General features: G+C 68.2%; 7 protein-coding genes. 5 read left to right on the top strand and 2 right to left on the bottom strand.

Annotated features, from left to right (window positions below):
* Positions 1–3 precede the first annotated feature (3 nt).
* Positions 4–387: a response regulator gene (locus ACYVO7_RS18480; RefSeq protein ID WP_460451286.1), complete on the top strand. Its 384-nt coding sequence runs from the start codon at positions 4–6 to the stop codon at positions 385–387.
* Positions 388–469: 82 nt separating this feature from the next.
* Here the strand turns inward: ACYVO7_RS18480 and ACYVO7_RS18475 are convergent, their stop codons facing one another.
* Positions 470–3,379: a hybrid sensor histidine kinase/response regulator gene (locus tag ACYVO7_RS18475; protein ID WP_460451285.1), complete on the bottom strand. Its 2,910-nt coding sequence runs from the start codon at positions 3,377–3,379 to the stop codon at positions 470–472.
* A gap of 442 nt (positions 3,380–3,821) precedes the next feature.
* Between ACYVO7_RS18475 and ACYVO7_RS18470 the strand changes: the two genes are divergently transcribed.
* From ACYVO7_RS18470 to ACYVO7_RS18460, 3 genes are all read left to right on the top strand, one after another.
* Positions 3,822–5,606, top strand: coding sequence for a type I secretion system permease/ATPase (locus tag ACYVO7_RS18470; RefSeq protein WP_460451284.1), 1,785 nt, complete (start codon positions 3,822–3,824; stop codon positions 5,604–5,606).
* A gap of 9 nt (positions 5,607–5,615) precedes the next feature.
* Positions 5,616–6,965, top strand: a complete 1,350-nt coding sequence (locus ACYVO7_RS18465; protein ID WP_460451283.1) for an HlyD family type I secretion periplasmic adaptor subunit — start codon at positions 5,616–5,618, stop codon at positions 6,963–6,965.
* 272 nt (positions 6,966–7,237) lie between these two features.
* Entirely contained in the window at positions 7,238–8,419 is a 1,182-nt protein-coding gene (locus tag ACYVO7_RS18460) for an endo alpha-1,4 polygalactosaminidase (protein ID WP_460451282.1), read from the top strand.
* An 80-nt stretch (positions 8,420–8,499) separates the two neighbouring features.
* Here the strand turns inward: ACYVO7_RS18460 and ACYVO7_RS18455 are convergent, their stop codons facing one another.
* On the bottom strand, positions 8,500–10,869 hold the full coding sequence (locus ACYVO7_RS18455; protein WP_460451281.1) for a S8 family serine peptidase: 2,370 nt from the start codon (positions 10,867–10,869) through the stop codon (positions 8,500–8,502).
* Positions 10,870–11,183: 314 nt separating this feature from the next.
* Between ACYVO7_RS18455 and ACYVO7_RS18450 the strand changes: the two genes are divergently transcribed.
* Positions 11,184–15,782 carry a beta strand repeat-containing protein gene (locus tag ACYVO7_RS18450; RefSeq protein ID WP_460451280.1) on the top strand — a complete coding sequence of 1,533 codons (4,599 nt, stop codon included), beginning with the start codon at positions 11,184–11,186 and terminating at the stop codon, positions 15,780–15,782.
* Positions 15,783–15,824 lie beyond the last annotated feature (42 nt).

Raw genomic sequence — 15,824 nt, 5'->3', positions numbered from 1 at the left:
TCAATGAGGAAAGCCGTCCTGGTCGTCGAAGACAACGCGCTGCTGGTGGAGATCTACAAGGCGCTGTTCGCCTCCATGAACTGCCGGGTGGTGCTCGCCCGCAACGTGGCCGACGGCGTGGCGGCGCTCGGAAGCCAGGACGGCGCGGCCAAGGAGCTCGACCTGGCGATGATCGACATCCGGCTGCCGGACGGCTCCGGGGTGGACGTCATCCGCGAGATCCGCAAGCGCCCGGCCCTGAAGGACGTGCCCGTCATCACGGTCAGCACGAAGGCGATGGAGCGCGAACGCGAAGCCGCGCGCCTGGCCGGCGGGACGGCGTTCCTGGCCAAGCCCATCAATGTCGACGAGCTCGACGCCATGGTGCGCCGCCACCTCGGGATCTAGTTTCCTGGCACTCGCATGCTTTGGCGCGAAAAGCCGGTTTCCACCTTTTCGCAGCATGCTCCAGCGCCCCGGGAGGGACGCCTCAGGCCGATTGGGACAGGACGGCGCTGAGCTCGGCCTCCAGGGCGGAGCGGCAGACCGTGATCTCGGTCTCCAGCGCGTCGACGAGGTCCCTCGCCCGCGCAAGGTCCCGCACCGCGCAGGCCTGCTCCAGCCGGCTGCCGAGCGAGCCCAGCCGGACGCCCCCGAAGGTCGCGGCGGTCCCGGCGAGGTCGTGAGCCTCGCGCCCGACATCCCTGAACGCGCCCGCGGCGACCATCCGGCGCATGCGGCCGATGCTCTCCAGCGAACCCGCCAGCCAGGAGCGCGACATCGCGGCGACCTCCTCCGAACCGAGGAGCCGGGCCATCTTGGCGAGCCGCAGCCGGTCGAAGGTGACGGCCTCAGCCCGCTCGACGGCCGCCGGCGCGGGGTCGTTGGCCGCGCCGTAGCGCGCCACCTCCGCCCGGAAGCGGTCGATGTCGATGGGCTTGGGCATGTAGCCGGAGGCGCCGGCCGCCATGCACTGCTCGCGGTCGCCGCTCATCGCGTGGGCGGTCATCATCACCACGGGCACCTGCGAGGCGCGGCCGGAGAGCGCCCGGATGCGGCGGGTCGCCTCCATGCCGTCGAGCACGGGCATCTGCACGTCCATCAGGACGAGATCGTAGTTCTTCTCCTGCACGGCGCGCAGCGCGTCCAGCCCGGTGCCGACGGCGTCCGCCTGGATGTCCATCGTCTTCAGGATCGAGAGCGCCAGCTGCAGGTTGGTGGGGTTGTCCTCGGCCACGAGGACGCGGCGGCGCACGCCCTTCGGGCCATGCGGCTCGGCTTCCGGGCGGTCCGTCCCGCGGTCGAGCAGGCGCTCGATCGCGGCGACGAGGACGCTGCCCCGCATCGGCTTGCGCAGCACGGGGGCGCCGGATTTCAGCTCGGGCTCGCCCTCGCCCAGCGAGGTGAGGAGCACGACCTGCATGCCCCGGCCCGGGCCGCAGATGCGCGGGATCGAGTGCTCGATCAGCTCGCGCCGCTTCTCGCGGCCGATGTCCTCGTCGAGCAGCGCCACGTCGAAGCCGCCGATGCGCTCCATCGCCGCCAGGGCGCGGACCGCCTCGGGCGCGCTCTCCGCCTCGGCGACGTCCATGCCTTCGGCCTCGAGCCGTCGGCGCAGCCAGCGGCGCGTCATGGCCAACTCGGCCACGACCAGCGCGCGCCGGCCCTGCAGCGTCGGCGCAGGCGAACTCCGCCGCTGGTCGCCCAGCGGCGCCAGCCGCAACGGCATGGTGAACCAGAAGGTGCTCCCGACCCCGGCCTGGCTCTCCACCCCGATCTCCCCGCCCATGCGCGAGACGAGGTCGCGGCAGATCGCAAGCCCGAGCCCGCTGCCGCCATATTGGCGCGTGATGGAGCTGTCGGCCTGGGTGAACTTCTCAAACAGCTTGGCCTCGACGCCCGGGCTGAGGCCGATGCCGGTGTCCCTGACCTCGAAGCGCAGCTGGGGCTCGCCCTCGCCTTCCGGCGCAAGGCCGATGTCGAGCTCGACCCCGCCATGCTCGGTGAACTTGACGGCGTTTCCGAGCAGGTTGAGCAGCACCTGCCTCAGCCGCAGCGGGTCTCCGCGCAGCCGCAGCGGCGTCTGCGGCGCGATCGAGGAGGCGATCTGCAGGCCCTTCTCGGCCGCGCGGGGCGCGAGCAGCTCGATCACCCCGCCGGCGAGGTCCTCCACGTCGAAATCCACCAGCTCCAGCTCCAGCTTGCCGGCTTCGAGCTTGGCGATGTCGAGGATGTCGTTGAGGAGAGTCAGCAGCGCATTGGCGCTGTCGCGGACGGCCGCGGCGTACTGGGCCTGCTCGGGCGAGAGCTGCGTGCTGAGCAGCAGCGCGTTCATCCCGATGATGCCGTTCATGGGCGTGCGGATCTCGTGGCTCATATTGGCCAGGAACTCGCTCTTGGCCCGGCTGGCCTCCTCGGCCTGCTGCTTGGCGACAAGCAGTTCGCGCTCGCGCATCCGCGCCTCGGTGACGTCGACGCACAAGGTGGCGAAGCTGCCGTCCGAGAGCGGCACGCCGTGCACCTGCATGACGGCGCCGTTGGGCCGGGTGCGCTCGATCACCACGGGGCGGCCGCGCCGCAGCTGCTCCAGCCTCTCCTGCACGACCTCCTGGGGCTCGTCGTCGGAGAACTCGCCGCGCGCGGCGAGCTCCCGGAACAGGTCCTCGAAGCGGTCGCCAGGATGCAGCCGCTCGGGCGGGATCTGGAGATAGTCCAGATAGGGCTTGTTGAAGGTGACGACGCCGAGCGTCTCGTCGGTGAGGCTGACGCCCACGGGCAGGTGGTCGATCAGGTTCTGCAGCCGGGCGTGGGCGCGCTCGGCGCGCGACTGGGCCGCCCGGAGCTCCACGCCCTTGGTGTCGAGTTCGTCGCGGTGGCCGCGCGCCGAACGCCGGCAGGCGCGCAGCTCGATCGCGTCGCCGACCATGGCCGCCAGCGCGTCCAGCCGCCCGCGGTCCCGCTCGGAGAAATCGCGGCGGGGCTCGGCGTCGAGGATGAAGAGCGCGCCGATGCGCGGGCCGTCCGCGACGCCGAAGGCCGCGCCCGCGAAGAAGCGGGCCTGGGTCGGCGCGGCCGCGAGGCGATCTCCGGAGAAACGGCCCGAGCGCGCCAGGTCGGCGACCACCAGAGGGGCGGCCGAGCGGAGCGTCGCGTCGCAGAGCGAGCCGGCCCGCGGGGCCTCGTCCCCCTCGAAGCCGCGCCTCGCCATGAACCAGACGCGGTCCGCGTCGACGAACCCGATCCCGGCCCCGGAGGCGCCGAAAATGTCCGCCGCGAGCGCGACGATGCGGTCGAACTCGGCCTCCGGGGCGACGTCGAGGATCTCGGCCTTGCGCAGCGCCGCCAGCCGGTCGCGCTCCGACGCGCTCACGGGCCTGCGCGCCCTTTGGGGGACCGACATGCGTTGGCTTCCGATCATTTCCTCGCCTGGACAGCTGATCGCGGCATGGTTTTCAGATCTGCCGCGAATATTAGACTTCGCCTGTCGCCTGCATAGCAATCAATGCACCGCGTGATCTTTTGTGCAAGCATAGAAAGCACTCTGAGGATGTTTTGGATTCCACAAGGGCTTCTTGAACAGGGGCGGCCGACTCTCGCTCGCCGCTTACCGGCTTGAAGCCGGACCGCGGCGGACGGAATCAACCATGAAGGCGGATGAAAACCTCGTCATAGCCGAAGGATGGTGCACCGTATTCCATTTCAGTGTACTCTCACTAACATAGTTTAAACGGTCCTGCTAAGCGTTAAATTGCAGAATATTTCGTCTCTTAACTTAACGATTTTTTTGCACGCCGGCGCTCGCCGTCGGCTTCGAATGGCGTCGGCGTCGGTGGAGCAGCGTTATGGAGTCAGTGGGTCACCCCGATCGTTCCGGCGAGCTCCGGTCGGCCTTGTCAGCCTGCCGCTACGCCTTCGTCGGGACGGCGGCGATCAGCGGCGTCGTCAACGTTCTCTATCTGACCGGCTCGTTCTTCATGCTGGAGGTCTATGACCGGGTCATTCCGAGCCGCAGCATCCCGACCCTCGTCGGGCTCGTGGTCCTGGCCCTGATGCTCTACTGCTTCCAGGGAGTGCTCGAGATCCTGCGCTCGCGCGTGCTGGCACGCGTCGGGGCGGCCTTCGACGAGGCGCTGAGCGAGCGGGTGTTCGACGTCGTGGTGCGCGCGCCGCTGCATGGCGCGGCCCCCAGCGACGGCCTGCTGCCGATGCGCGACCTCGACCAGCTGCGCTCCTTCTTCTCCGGCACGGGACCGTCGGCCTTCTTCGACCTGCCCTGGATGCCGATCTATGTCGCGATCTGCTTCGTCTTCCATCCGCTCATCGGCGTCTCGGCGATCGCCGGCGTCGCCATCCTGGCGACCGTCACCCTCGTCACCGACCGGGCGACGCGCGGCCCGACCCAGGCGGCGACGTCCCACGGGCTGAAGCGCACGAGCCTCGCCGAGGCGGGCCGGCGCAACGCCGAAGTCCTCGCCGCGATGGGCATGCAGGAGCGGATCCTGGGACGCTGGTCGGCCGCCAACCGCGACCACATCAAGGCGCACCAGCGCGCCTCGGACGTCGCCGGGGGCTATGGCGCGATCACGAAGGTGTTCCGCACCGCCCTGCAGTCGGGAGTGCTGGCGCTGGGCGCATGGCTGGTGATCAACAACCAGGCGACGGCCGGCATCATCATCGCCTCCTCGATCCTGGTGTCGCGGGCGCTCGCCCCGGCCGAGCTCGCCATCGCCAACTGGCGCGGCTTCGTGCAGGCGCGCCAGGCCTGGGGACGGCTCTCGCGCATGCTGGCCCGGGTGCCGGCGGCGACGCCCCGCCATCCCCTGCCCGCTCCCAAGCGCAGCGTCAGCGCCGAGCTGATCAGCGTCGCGCCTCCCGGCGTGCAGCGCATCGTGGTGAACGACCTCGCCTTCACGCTGCAGAGCGGGCAGGCCATGGGGGTGATCGGCCCGAGCGCCTCGGGCAAGTCGTCGCTCGCCCGGGCGCTGGTGGGCGTGTGGACTCCGCTGCGCGGCAAGGTGCGGCTCGACGGGGCCGCGCTGGACCAGTGGTCGAGCGCCGCGCTGGGGCCCCATGTGGGCTTCATGCCGCAGGAGGTGGAGCTGTTCGCCGGCACGGTCGCGGAGAACATCGCGCGCTTCGAGCCGAACGCCGCGCCCGACGACGTCGTGGCCGCCGGCGTCGCGGCCGGCGCGCACGACATGATCCTGCATTTGCCGGAAGGCTACGACACGCCCATCGGCGAGAACGGCGCGGGCCTCTCGGCCGGCCAGCGGCAGCGCATCGGCCTGGCGCGGGCGCTCTATCGCGACCCCTTCCTGGTGGTGCTCGACGAGCCCAACTCCCACCTCGACAATGACGGCGACATCGCGCTGACGCAGGCGATCCTGGGCGTGCGCAGGCGCGGCGGCGTCTGCGTGGTCGTCGCCCACCGGCCGAGCGCGCTGGCGGCCGTCGACATGATCCTGGTGATGCACAACGGCCGGGCGCAGGCCTTCGGCCCGAAGGACGAGGTGCTGAAGCAGGTGATGCGGCCCACCGCCGTCCACACGGCGCCGCAGGAGGCGCCCGCCGCTATCGCCGGGACACCCGACGGCCCCCGCGCCATCCCCAGCAGCGCGACGGCGTAGGAGCAGAGCATGGGCGCAAGCCTCATCACCGCCGCCGACGGCGCCGTCCCGCAACGTCCGAGCCGTGAGGCGCACCGGTCGATGCGGACGCATCTGCTCGCCGCCGTGGGCCTCTCCGTGGTCCTGGTCGTCGGGCTGGGCGGCTGGGCCGCCACGACCTCCTTCAGCGGCGCGGTGATCGCGCCGGGGCAGCTCGTCGTCGCCACCGACGTCAAGAAGGTGCAGCACCCCACGGGCGGCATCGTGGGCGAGCTGCGGGTCCATGACGGCGACGCGGTGCGCGCGGGCGATGTCCTGATTCGTCTCGACGAGACGCAGACGCGGGCCAATCTGGACATCGTCCTGAAGGCCATCGACGAACTGAGCGCCCGGCGGGCGCGGTTCGAGGCCGAGCGCGACGGCGCGCAGGACATCGCCTTCCCGCCGGAGATGGTGGCGCGCGCCTCCGCCAACCCGGTGGTCGGCCAGCTGATCGCCGGCGAGACGCGGCAGTTCCTGAACCGGCGCGCCAGCCGCAACGGGCAGAAGGCTCAGCTGCGCGAACGCGTCGCCCAGCTCGACCTGGAGATCGCCGGGCTCAAGGAGCAGACCGCCAGCAAGACCAAGGAGATCGCCCTCATCCAGGACGAGCTCAAGGGCGTGCGCGAGCTCTGGCAGCGCAATCTCGTGCAGATCTCGCGCGTCACCGCGCTGGAGCGCGACGCGGCGCGGCTGGAGGGCGACCGGGGGCGCCTCGTCGCCTCCACGGCCCAGACCAAGGGAAAGATCAGCGAGACCGAGCTGCAGATCCTGCAGATCGACCAGGACCTGCGCTCGGAGGTGACCAAGGAGCTCGCCGACATCCGGGCGCGCTGGTCGGAGATGGTGGAGAAGAAGGTCGCCGCAGAAGACATGCTGAAGCGCACCGAGCTGCGCGCGCCGGTCGACGGCGTCGTCCACCAGATGACCGTGCACACCATCGGCGGCCTCGTCACCTCGACCGAGCCGGCCATGCTGATCGTGCCGCATGGCGACGACCTCGTGGTGGAGGTGAAGCTGCAGCCGCAGGACATCGACCATGTCCATCTCGACCAGCCGGCGCATCTGCGCTTCCCGGCGTTCAACCAGCGCACCACGCCCGAGATCGCCGGCGAGGTGTCGAGGATCTCGGCCGACGTGACCACCGATCCCCGGACGGGCCTGTCCTACTACACCGCCCGGATCCGCGTATCGGAGGAGGAGAAGAGCCGCCTCGGCGGCGTGAAGCTGGTGCCGGGCATGCCCGTCGAGGCGTTCCTTCAGACGGGCGACCGCACCGTCATCTCGTATCTCACCAAGCCGCTGACGGACCAGCTGGCGAAGGCCTGGCGGGAGCACTAGTCGGGCCCGTGTAGATCGAAAGGCCTCCGGAGATACTGCGAACGGGCTATCCACAAATTTTTTTGCAACGGTCAAGTTGGAACGACGCAAAGCGGAAAATTCAACGGTATTCCGTCATTTTCCCTGAAATATCCGTGAGCCGTTTGATCGTTAAGCGCTCGGGTCATTGAACATCCTGAACGCGTGATCTGGCGTCCCGCTCAGTCCCAGCCGTTTTTCTGCCGTTTTCGACACCTGATCTCCTGCTCTCGCATTCGAGAAAAGGGGCAAAAATGGCGAAGACCGGAATGTATGTGCTGCAAGGAGTGGACCCGGCCGAGGTGGCGGCCGCTCCTTTCGACGTGAAGGTGGTGGACGTCTACAACAATGACGGCGCACTGTTTACGCCGGCACAGGTCCAGCAGATGGGCGGCGGCGCCGGCGGGGGACTCCTGCTGGGCTATTTCAGCATCGGCGAGGCCGAGGTCTATCGCGACTACTTCAAGACCATACCGTCAGCCGCACTCGGGCCGGAAAACCCGCAGTGGAAGGGCAACTACGAGGTCGCCTTCTGGACGCCCGAGTGGAAGGACGTGGCCACCACCTACATCGACAAGATGATCGCGGCCGGATATGACGGCGTCTACTTCGACGTGGTCGACGAATACCAGCAGTCCTGGGCCAAGAACCATGCGCCGGGCGGCGACGCCGAAGGCGCCATGGTCAACCTGGTCAAGCAGCTGGCGGATCACGCGCACACGCTCAATCCCAACTTCAAGATCTGGGCGAACAACGCCGAGGAGCTCCTGAGCAACCCGACCTACGTCAAGACGCTGGACGGGATGTACAAGGAGAACCTCTACTACACGGACAGCGGCCAGAAGCAGCCCGCCTCCGAGACCCAGTACAGCCTCGGCCTGCTCAAGACCATGCTGGACGCCGGCAAGGACGTGGTCTCGATCGAGTACGTCTCCGGCGCCGCCAAGATCGCGGACGTGCAGCAGCAGGCCGCGCGCGACCACATCAGCTCCTATGTGGCGCATCTCGACCTCGACGGCGTCGACCTCGACGGCGTGCTGCCCGGGCAGGTCATCCATGACGACGGCGTCGTCCCGACCACGCCCGTCAACGCTCCCGCCACCCCGACCTCTCCGGCGGCTCCGGTCGGCTCCCCCGACAGCGGGACGGATGCGCCGCCCACGACCGGCGCTCCGGCCAGCCCCTCTGCGCCGAGCAGTCCGACCGGCGGCGACTCCGTCGTCGACACCGGCGGCGGGACGGGCGCGAGCGATCCGTCCACCCCGTCGACGGGCGGCGACAGCTCCGGCGGCGGCCACTGGTGGCAGGACCGGCGCGCAAGCCAGTCCGGGTCCTTCGCGGACGACCAGGACGGGGGCTCCAGCAGCTGTTCCGGCTGGAGCCAGCAGACGGTGGGCCATGGCCACCACGCCCACCACGACTGGGCCTGGGGCTGACGCTCCAGCGCCGCAAACGACGACGGCCGGGGCGTTCCCCGGCCGTTTCGCGTTGGCGACAGTGAGGGTCGGCCTGCGGCTCAGACCAGCCAGATGCCTTCGGAGATCTGGGGCGCGACCTTGGCCTTCATCTCGGCGCTGTCGCTGAAGGCCAGCAGCACGGCCTCGCGGCTCTGCCCGGAGGCCAGCACGCCGGTCCAGTTCTGCAGGCCGGCCTGGTCGGGGGCGCGCTCGAACACGTTCTCGTAGAGAGCCGTGACGAAACCGGAGTCGGAGATCGCCGCCCCATAGCGCGCCTGGAACTCGCCCGACTGGACGAAGCCCTGGGCGATGCTGGTGAGCGCCGCGCCCTGGTCGGCCGCCTTGACCCAGTCGGACAGGCCCTGCGCGTCCGGCGTGCGGTTCAGCGCCGCCTGGTAGAGGCGGTAGATCTGGCCGGTTCCCGTATCCGTGTCGAGGGCCAGCGTGGCGTCGGTGAAGACGATGCGCTCGACGCTGACCAGCGTGTCCGCCTCGCCGGCGTGGCTGGTCAGCACGAGGGAGCCGTCCGCCTTGCGGGCGGTGACGTAATCCTGGCTGGAGCCGGCGAACACGGCCACGTCCTTGCCGTCGCCGCCGTCGAGCATGTCGGAGCCCGGGCCGCCGACCAGCGTGTCGTCTCCCGCGCCGCCGCGCAGGACGTCGTCGCCGCGCCCGCCGAACAGGATGTTGGCGGCCGCGTTGCCGACGATGACGTCGGCGCCGTCGCCGCCGACTGCGTCCTCGATCACCACCCCGGCCGCGATCGTGAGGGTCTGGCCCGCGATCGTGGAGGCGGCGCCGGGCGTCAGGTCGATGCGCGAGCCGGAGGCCACGGCGGCCGCGTTGATGGAGTCGTGGCCCGACGCGTCGGTCAGGACGGCCCGGGCCGGGTTCGACCGGGCGAGATCCGCGTAGTCGTCGGTGTAGACATAGACGTCGTCCGGGCTCTGCGCGGCGCCGAAGACCGACAGCTTGGCGCTGCTCAGCGTCCCGGTCACGCCGGCGCTCGCGTCGCTGACGCGCAGGGTCCACACGCCGCCGGAGTCCTCGCCCCGGAACGCGTTGGACGACATCTCCCATACGCCCGAGACGCCGCCCGCCGCGTGGTCGAGGAGCTTGGAGACCGTGCCGCTAGGCGACACCAGCTCGACCAGCACGTCCGCCATCCGGGTGTGCGTGAGGCCGAGGTCGAGCACCGCGCGCTCGATGGAGACGCCGGGCGCGAGCGTGAAGGAGCGCGTCAGCGCGCCCGACCCGTCCGGGATCGCCGAGAGGGCCGTGGTCGACGCCAGGGCCGAGGCCGACGCTTCGTTGGCGGAGGTGGAGGACAGCGTCCAGGTCTCGGCCAGGCGGACGGCGGCGTGGGCGTCGACGAGGCCGAAGCCGTAGTCGTTGGAGAAGTGGAACCCGCCGCCGTTGGAGGTCTTGCCGGCGTTGACAGCCCAGGCGCTCTCCTCCGCGCCGCTGGGCGCCGCCCCGATCGCGCCGCCGACATGGCGGGCGGTGAGGGCCAGGATCTCCTGGACGTCGCGCCAGCCCAGCGTCGGGTTGGCCTCCAGCAGGAGGGCGGCGACGCCGCTGACCATCGGAGCCGCGGCCGAGGTGCCGCCGAATTCGGTGGTCTCGCCCGACGAGTAGCCCTGCGCGCCGGCCCGGTCCGTCGTGGTGATCCGGAGGGAGCCGCCCGAGGACAGCGCCGAGACCAGCACGGAGGCGCCGGGGTTGCTGTAGGGCGCGACCACGCCTGTTTCGGTCACCGCCGCCACCGTGATGACGTGGCGGTCGGCCGACATGCCCTCGTTGTTGGCGTCGCCGCCGGTCGCGCGCTCGTTGCCGGCCGCCACCACCACGATCGTTCCCAGGCCGCCGCGGCCGTTGTCGGCCGCTCCGGCCATGCCGGCGAAGAAGCTCGTCCACGCGGGCTTGGAGGGCGCATCCTGGAAGGGCGTCGTCCAGCGCCAGCTGTGGTTGACGACGTCGAAGTCGCTCTCCCGGTTCATCAGCGCGCCGAGATCGCTCGTGGTCCGGTCGAAGATGCGCACGCCCGTCAGCCTGGCCCCGTAGGCGACGCCCACCGCCTCGTCCCCGTCGGCCGACGCGCCGATGATGCCCGCCACCGCGGTGCCGTGGTTCTGCGTGACGCCGGTGGGCGTGGGGTCGCCCGCGCCGCCGATGGCGAGCTGCCGGGTGGCGTCGTAGCCCTTGGCGAGGTCGCGCACCGCGCTGTCCAGCCCGTCGTCATAGACGGCCACGTGGACGCCCTTGCCGGTGTAGTCCGCCCAGACCGACTTGACGTTGAGATCGTATTTCGCCGAGGTCCCGACCGCGGACAGATGCCAGAGCGACCTGCTGAGCAGCGGGATCGATCCCGTGTCGGACGCGCCCCGCGCCGCCACCTGAACCAGAGCATCCTTATCGAGGATATCCATCTGCATAAGCCCCAAAACTCGAACACTTCGAACCTTGGGGACTTGATTTAAACGCGACCCGATATCGATGACTTCCGTGATTCAGTACAATTTGATGGAAACGGATTTTCGCGGGTCGATTTTACTGTCTGATAACGCTGGTCGTTCAGACGTGCTTTGCGGATCCTTAATGGCGGGCAGGCGCTGCTCTGGCTCGGGATGCGCACAACCTCACGCACTCGAAACGCGTGGTGACAGCCGCTTGTCCCTAAGCTCTCCTGCCGGCGATTCAGCAAGCCCGATGGGCGACGCGACGTTTCGAACAGGTGATTGCGATGACGACCGGAGTTCTGCTCACGGGCACAAGCGCCGCGGACTCTCTCGTGGGCGGGCTGTTTGACGACACTTTGCGGGGCGGCGCGGGAGACGACACGCTCGCTGGGGGTCAGGGAGCCGATATCCTCGACGGCGGGACAGGGATCGACTTCATCGATTATTCCGCCTCGTCCGCAGCGGTCCAGATCACGCTCACGGGCAGTTCGGCTCCGCAGGTCGGCGGAGATGCGGCCGGGGACGTCCTGACCGCAATCGAAGGCGTAATGGGCAGCGCTTACGGCGACACGCTCGTCGGAGGCGGCGGAAACCGGGCCGTTACGCTGCGCGGCGGCGACGGCGACGACGTCTTCGACATGAGGAGCAATATCGGCGCGGTCGAAGGCGGAAACGGCGTCGACACGCTGACGTGGTCCATCTACACGAGCGAGACCATCGACCTCGCCGCGGGCGTCGCCAGACTTGCGAATGGGCAAACTCTGAAGATCTCCGGCGTCGAGAATGTGGTCGCATCCTCTTCGTCCGACCGCATCATCGGCTCGGCCGCCGACAACCGCCTCGAGCTCGGGCTCGGCGACGACTATGGCGAGGGCCGAGCGGGGAACGATACGCTCCTGGGCGGGGCCGGCGCCGACACGCTGGCCGGCGGAGAAGGCGCCGATCTCCTGTCCGGAGGAATGGGCTACGACATCGCCGATTACTCCAGTTCGAGAGCAGGCGTTAAGGTCACGGTGACAGGGTTCACGGGGGCCCAATCCGGCGGCGACGCTGAGGGAGACGTCTTATCCAGCATCGAAGGGGTCATAGGCAGCGCCTTCAACGACGAGCTCGTGGGCGGGAGGTTCGGCGCAGTCACCCTGTCGGGCGGAGGCGGTGACGACTACCTCGACATGCTGAATTGCCTCGGAACGGCGGACGGGGGCGCCGGCTTCGATACGCTCCGCTGGTCGACCTCCGTCGCCATGACGATCAATCTGGCGCGGGCGGAGGCCACCTTGTCCAATGGCCAAAAGCTCACGATCAGCGGGGTCGAGGGCGTCATTGGATCGTCGCTCGCGGACGTGATCGTCGGAGATGGGCTCGCCAACCGAATCGACCTGGGCTCCGGCGACGACGTCGGATCCGGCGGCGCGGGGCTCGACACGCTCTTGGGCGGAAACGGAAACGACACGCTGGACGGTGGAGCGGGCGCCGACAGCATGGCCGGGGGCGCCGGAAACGACGTCTACTACGTCGACGATGTGGGAGACGTGGTCACCGAACTCGCCAACCAGGGCGTGGACGAAGTTCGCACTGCGATCGCCTCCTATGTGTTGACGGAGAATGTCGAGCGGCTGGTCTATGTCGGTTCGGATGACTGGAGCTCGACCGGCAATGCGAGTGCGAACTACATCAGCGGAGGCCGGGGCGACGATACGCTGAACGGCGGCCTCGGGAACGACACGCTGCTGGGCGGGGAAGGACTGGACTGGCTGGACTTCAACGGCGCGGCCACGGGCGTGACGGTCGACCTTTCCAAGCAGGGCGCCGCCCAGAACACCGGGGTCGGAACAGACCTCCTCACCGGGTTCGAAAACGTGGCCGGCGGCTCCGGGAACGACAAGCTGACCGGCGACGCCGGCGACAACGCGTTCAAGGGACGGGGCGGCTCCAACGTCATCGATGGCGGCGCGGGCGGCGGCGATACCCTCGTTCTTTCGGGCTCGATGTCCGACTACTCCATCGTCTGGAGCGGAGCCACGAAGACCTACGTCGTGAAGGACCTCCGCGCCTCGGCGCCCGACGGCGTCGACACCCTGCGCAACGTCGAATGGGTGCGCTTCGGCGAAGCCTTCGCATCGGATACGTATTCGCTGGAGTATCTGACGCACTCCAAGCGTTACGACAAAGTGATCCATGGGCCTGCCCCGGGAAGCGAGCTGACGGGCGGCGCGGGCTACGACACCTTCTATGGACAGGGCGGCGACACGATCGACGGCGGCGCCGGAGACGACACGGCTGTCTTCGGGTCGCTGTGGAATTATGAGTTCTCCATTTACCCGGGCGAAATCGATCTGACGGATCGAACGACAGGGCGAACCACCTATACTTCCAACGTCGAACACTTCCAGTTTGACGAAGGCCGGTTCAGGATCAGCGCTTCCGACGCGTTTCAGTATGAGTCAACGATCAGCCTAGGGGGCGGCCTGTCCGGCGCCCGCCCGGACGTGTTTCTTTCCGGTCTCGTAGATTATTCGGCGAGCACGGCGGCGGTGCAGATCGATCTGGAAGCGCGCTCCAGTCACGGCGGTTATGCGGAGGGCGATGTCCTGGCGGCGGTCTCCACGATCGTGGGTTCAGCCTATGGAGATGTGCTGACCGCACCCAGGAGCGGCGCCTGGCTCGAAGGCGGAGCCGGAAACGACACCCTTACGGGCGCCTACGTCTCCGGCGGCGACGGCGACGACGTGCTGAACGGCGACCGTGCCGAGGGCGGCGCTGGGAACGATACGCTGGTCGGCTCTTTCCTTGACGGAGGCGACGGCGACGATCGCATGATAGGCGGCATGACGTTCATCGGAGGAAGCGGCTCCGACACCGCTGTTCTGGACACATGGGACCAGAACTATGTTCTCTATGATGAAAATGGAAACGGAGGGATTGAATTCTTCCGGCATGGCAGAATGTACTATGATCCATACGTTTCACTGGGCGGAATCGAATACATAGAATTGGACGGCGTGACTTACGCGTTCGGCGGCGAAGCCGGCATGCACGGCTTCTTTCTGGGCGGCGGATCGGCCGGCGCTCAGAGCGACATCTTCATCATGGGCAAAGTCGACTACTCGGCGAGCACGTCGGCGGTGCAGATCGATATGGATGCAGGCTCCATTTACGGCGGTTATGCGGAGGGCGATGTCCTGGCGGCGGTCTCCACGATCGTGGGTTCAGCCTATGGAGATGTGCTGACCGCACCCAGGAGCGGCGCCTGGCTCGAAGGCGGAGCCGGAAACGACACCCTTACGGGCGCCTACGTCTCCGGCGGCGACGGCGACGACGTGCTGAACGGCGACCGTGCCGAGGGCGGCGCTGGCGACGATACGCTGGTCGGGTCCGACCTCGACGGCGGCGCCGGCGACGACAGGATGGTCAGCAACCAAGGACCTGGAGGCATCCAGAGTTTCACCGGTGGTGGCGGCGGCGCAGACACCGCCGTCTTCACAAATTGGAATCGTAATTACATTGTATACGACGAAAACGGCGGCACTGATTATTTTATACACGGCACGAAATATTACGCACCATACACCTCACTTGACGGAATCGAATACATAGAATTGGACGGCGTGACTTACGCGTTCGGCGGCGAAGCCGGCATGCACGGCTTCTTTCTGGGCGGCGGATCGGCCGGCGCTCGAAGCGACATCTTCATCATGGGCAAAGTCGACTACTCGGCGAGCACGTCGGCGGTGCAGATCGATATGGATGCAGGCTCCAGTCACGGCGGTTATGCGGAGGGCGATGTCCTAGCGGCGGTCTCCACGATCGTGGGTTCAGACTATGGAGATGTGCTGACCGCACCCAGGAGCGGCGCCTGGCTCGAAGGCGGAGCCGGAAACGACACCCTTACGGGCGCCTACATCTCCGGCGGCGACGGCGACGACGTGCTGAACGGCGACCGTGCCGAGGGCGGCGCTGGCGACGATACGCTGGTCGGGTCCGACCTCGACGGCGGCGCCGGCGACGACAGGATGGTCAGCAACCAAGGACCTGGAGGCATCCAGAGTTTCACCGGTGGTGGCGGCGCAGACACCGCCGTCTTCACAAATTGGGATCGTAATTACATTGTATACGACGAAAACGGCGGCACTGATTATTTTATACACGGCACGAAATATTACGCACCATACACCTCACTTGACGGAATCGAATACATAGAATTGGACGGCGTGACTTACGCGTTCGGCGGCGAAGCCGGCATGCACGGCTTCTTTCTGGGCGGCGGATCGGCCGGCGCTCGAAGCGACATCTTCATCATGGGCGATGTCGACTACTCGGCGAGCACGGCGGCGGTCACCGTCGATCTCGCCATGGCGGTGGGGCGAGGCGGCTACGCAGAGGGCGACATTTGGGCCGCAGTGACGGCGGTTACGGGTTCAGCCTACGCGGATACGCTCACGGACGAGGCTGGTTCGGCCCGACTGTATGGCTGGGGTGGGAACGACACCCTCACGGGCGGCGAGTTGCATGGCGGCGATGGCAACGACGTTCTCCACGCGCAGTCCGCTGGCGGCTGGGCCATTCTCGACGGCGGGGCCGGGAAAGATCACCTCTACGCCAGCGCCGGCGTGGACACATTGACGGGCGGCGCCGGGTCCGACGTGTTCCTTTTCAGCCAGGGGACCGGAGCCGATTACGTCACCGACTTCGGCGCGACCGGCCTGGAGAAGGACGTCATCCGCTTCGATCCGGCGATGTTCGCCAATTGGACACAGGTCCGCGCGGCGGCCGTGCAGGTCGGCGGCGACGTCGTCATTTCGGCGTGGTCTGGCGACGTCGTCACTCTGATGGGCGTCAACAAGGCGGAACTGACATCGTCCAACTTCCAATTCGGATTTTAGCCGAACGCGCCGGCGCATCCACATCGCGCCCGCGCCGGCGCC

This window comes from Alsobacter sp. SYSU BS001988, assembly GCF_054796215.1.
Note: the sequence above shows the minus strand (reverse complement) of the source record. Positions and strands in the feature narration are given on the sequence as shown.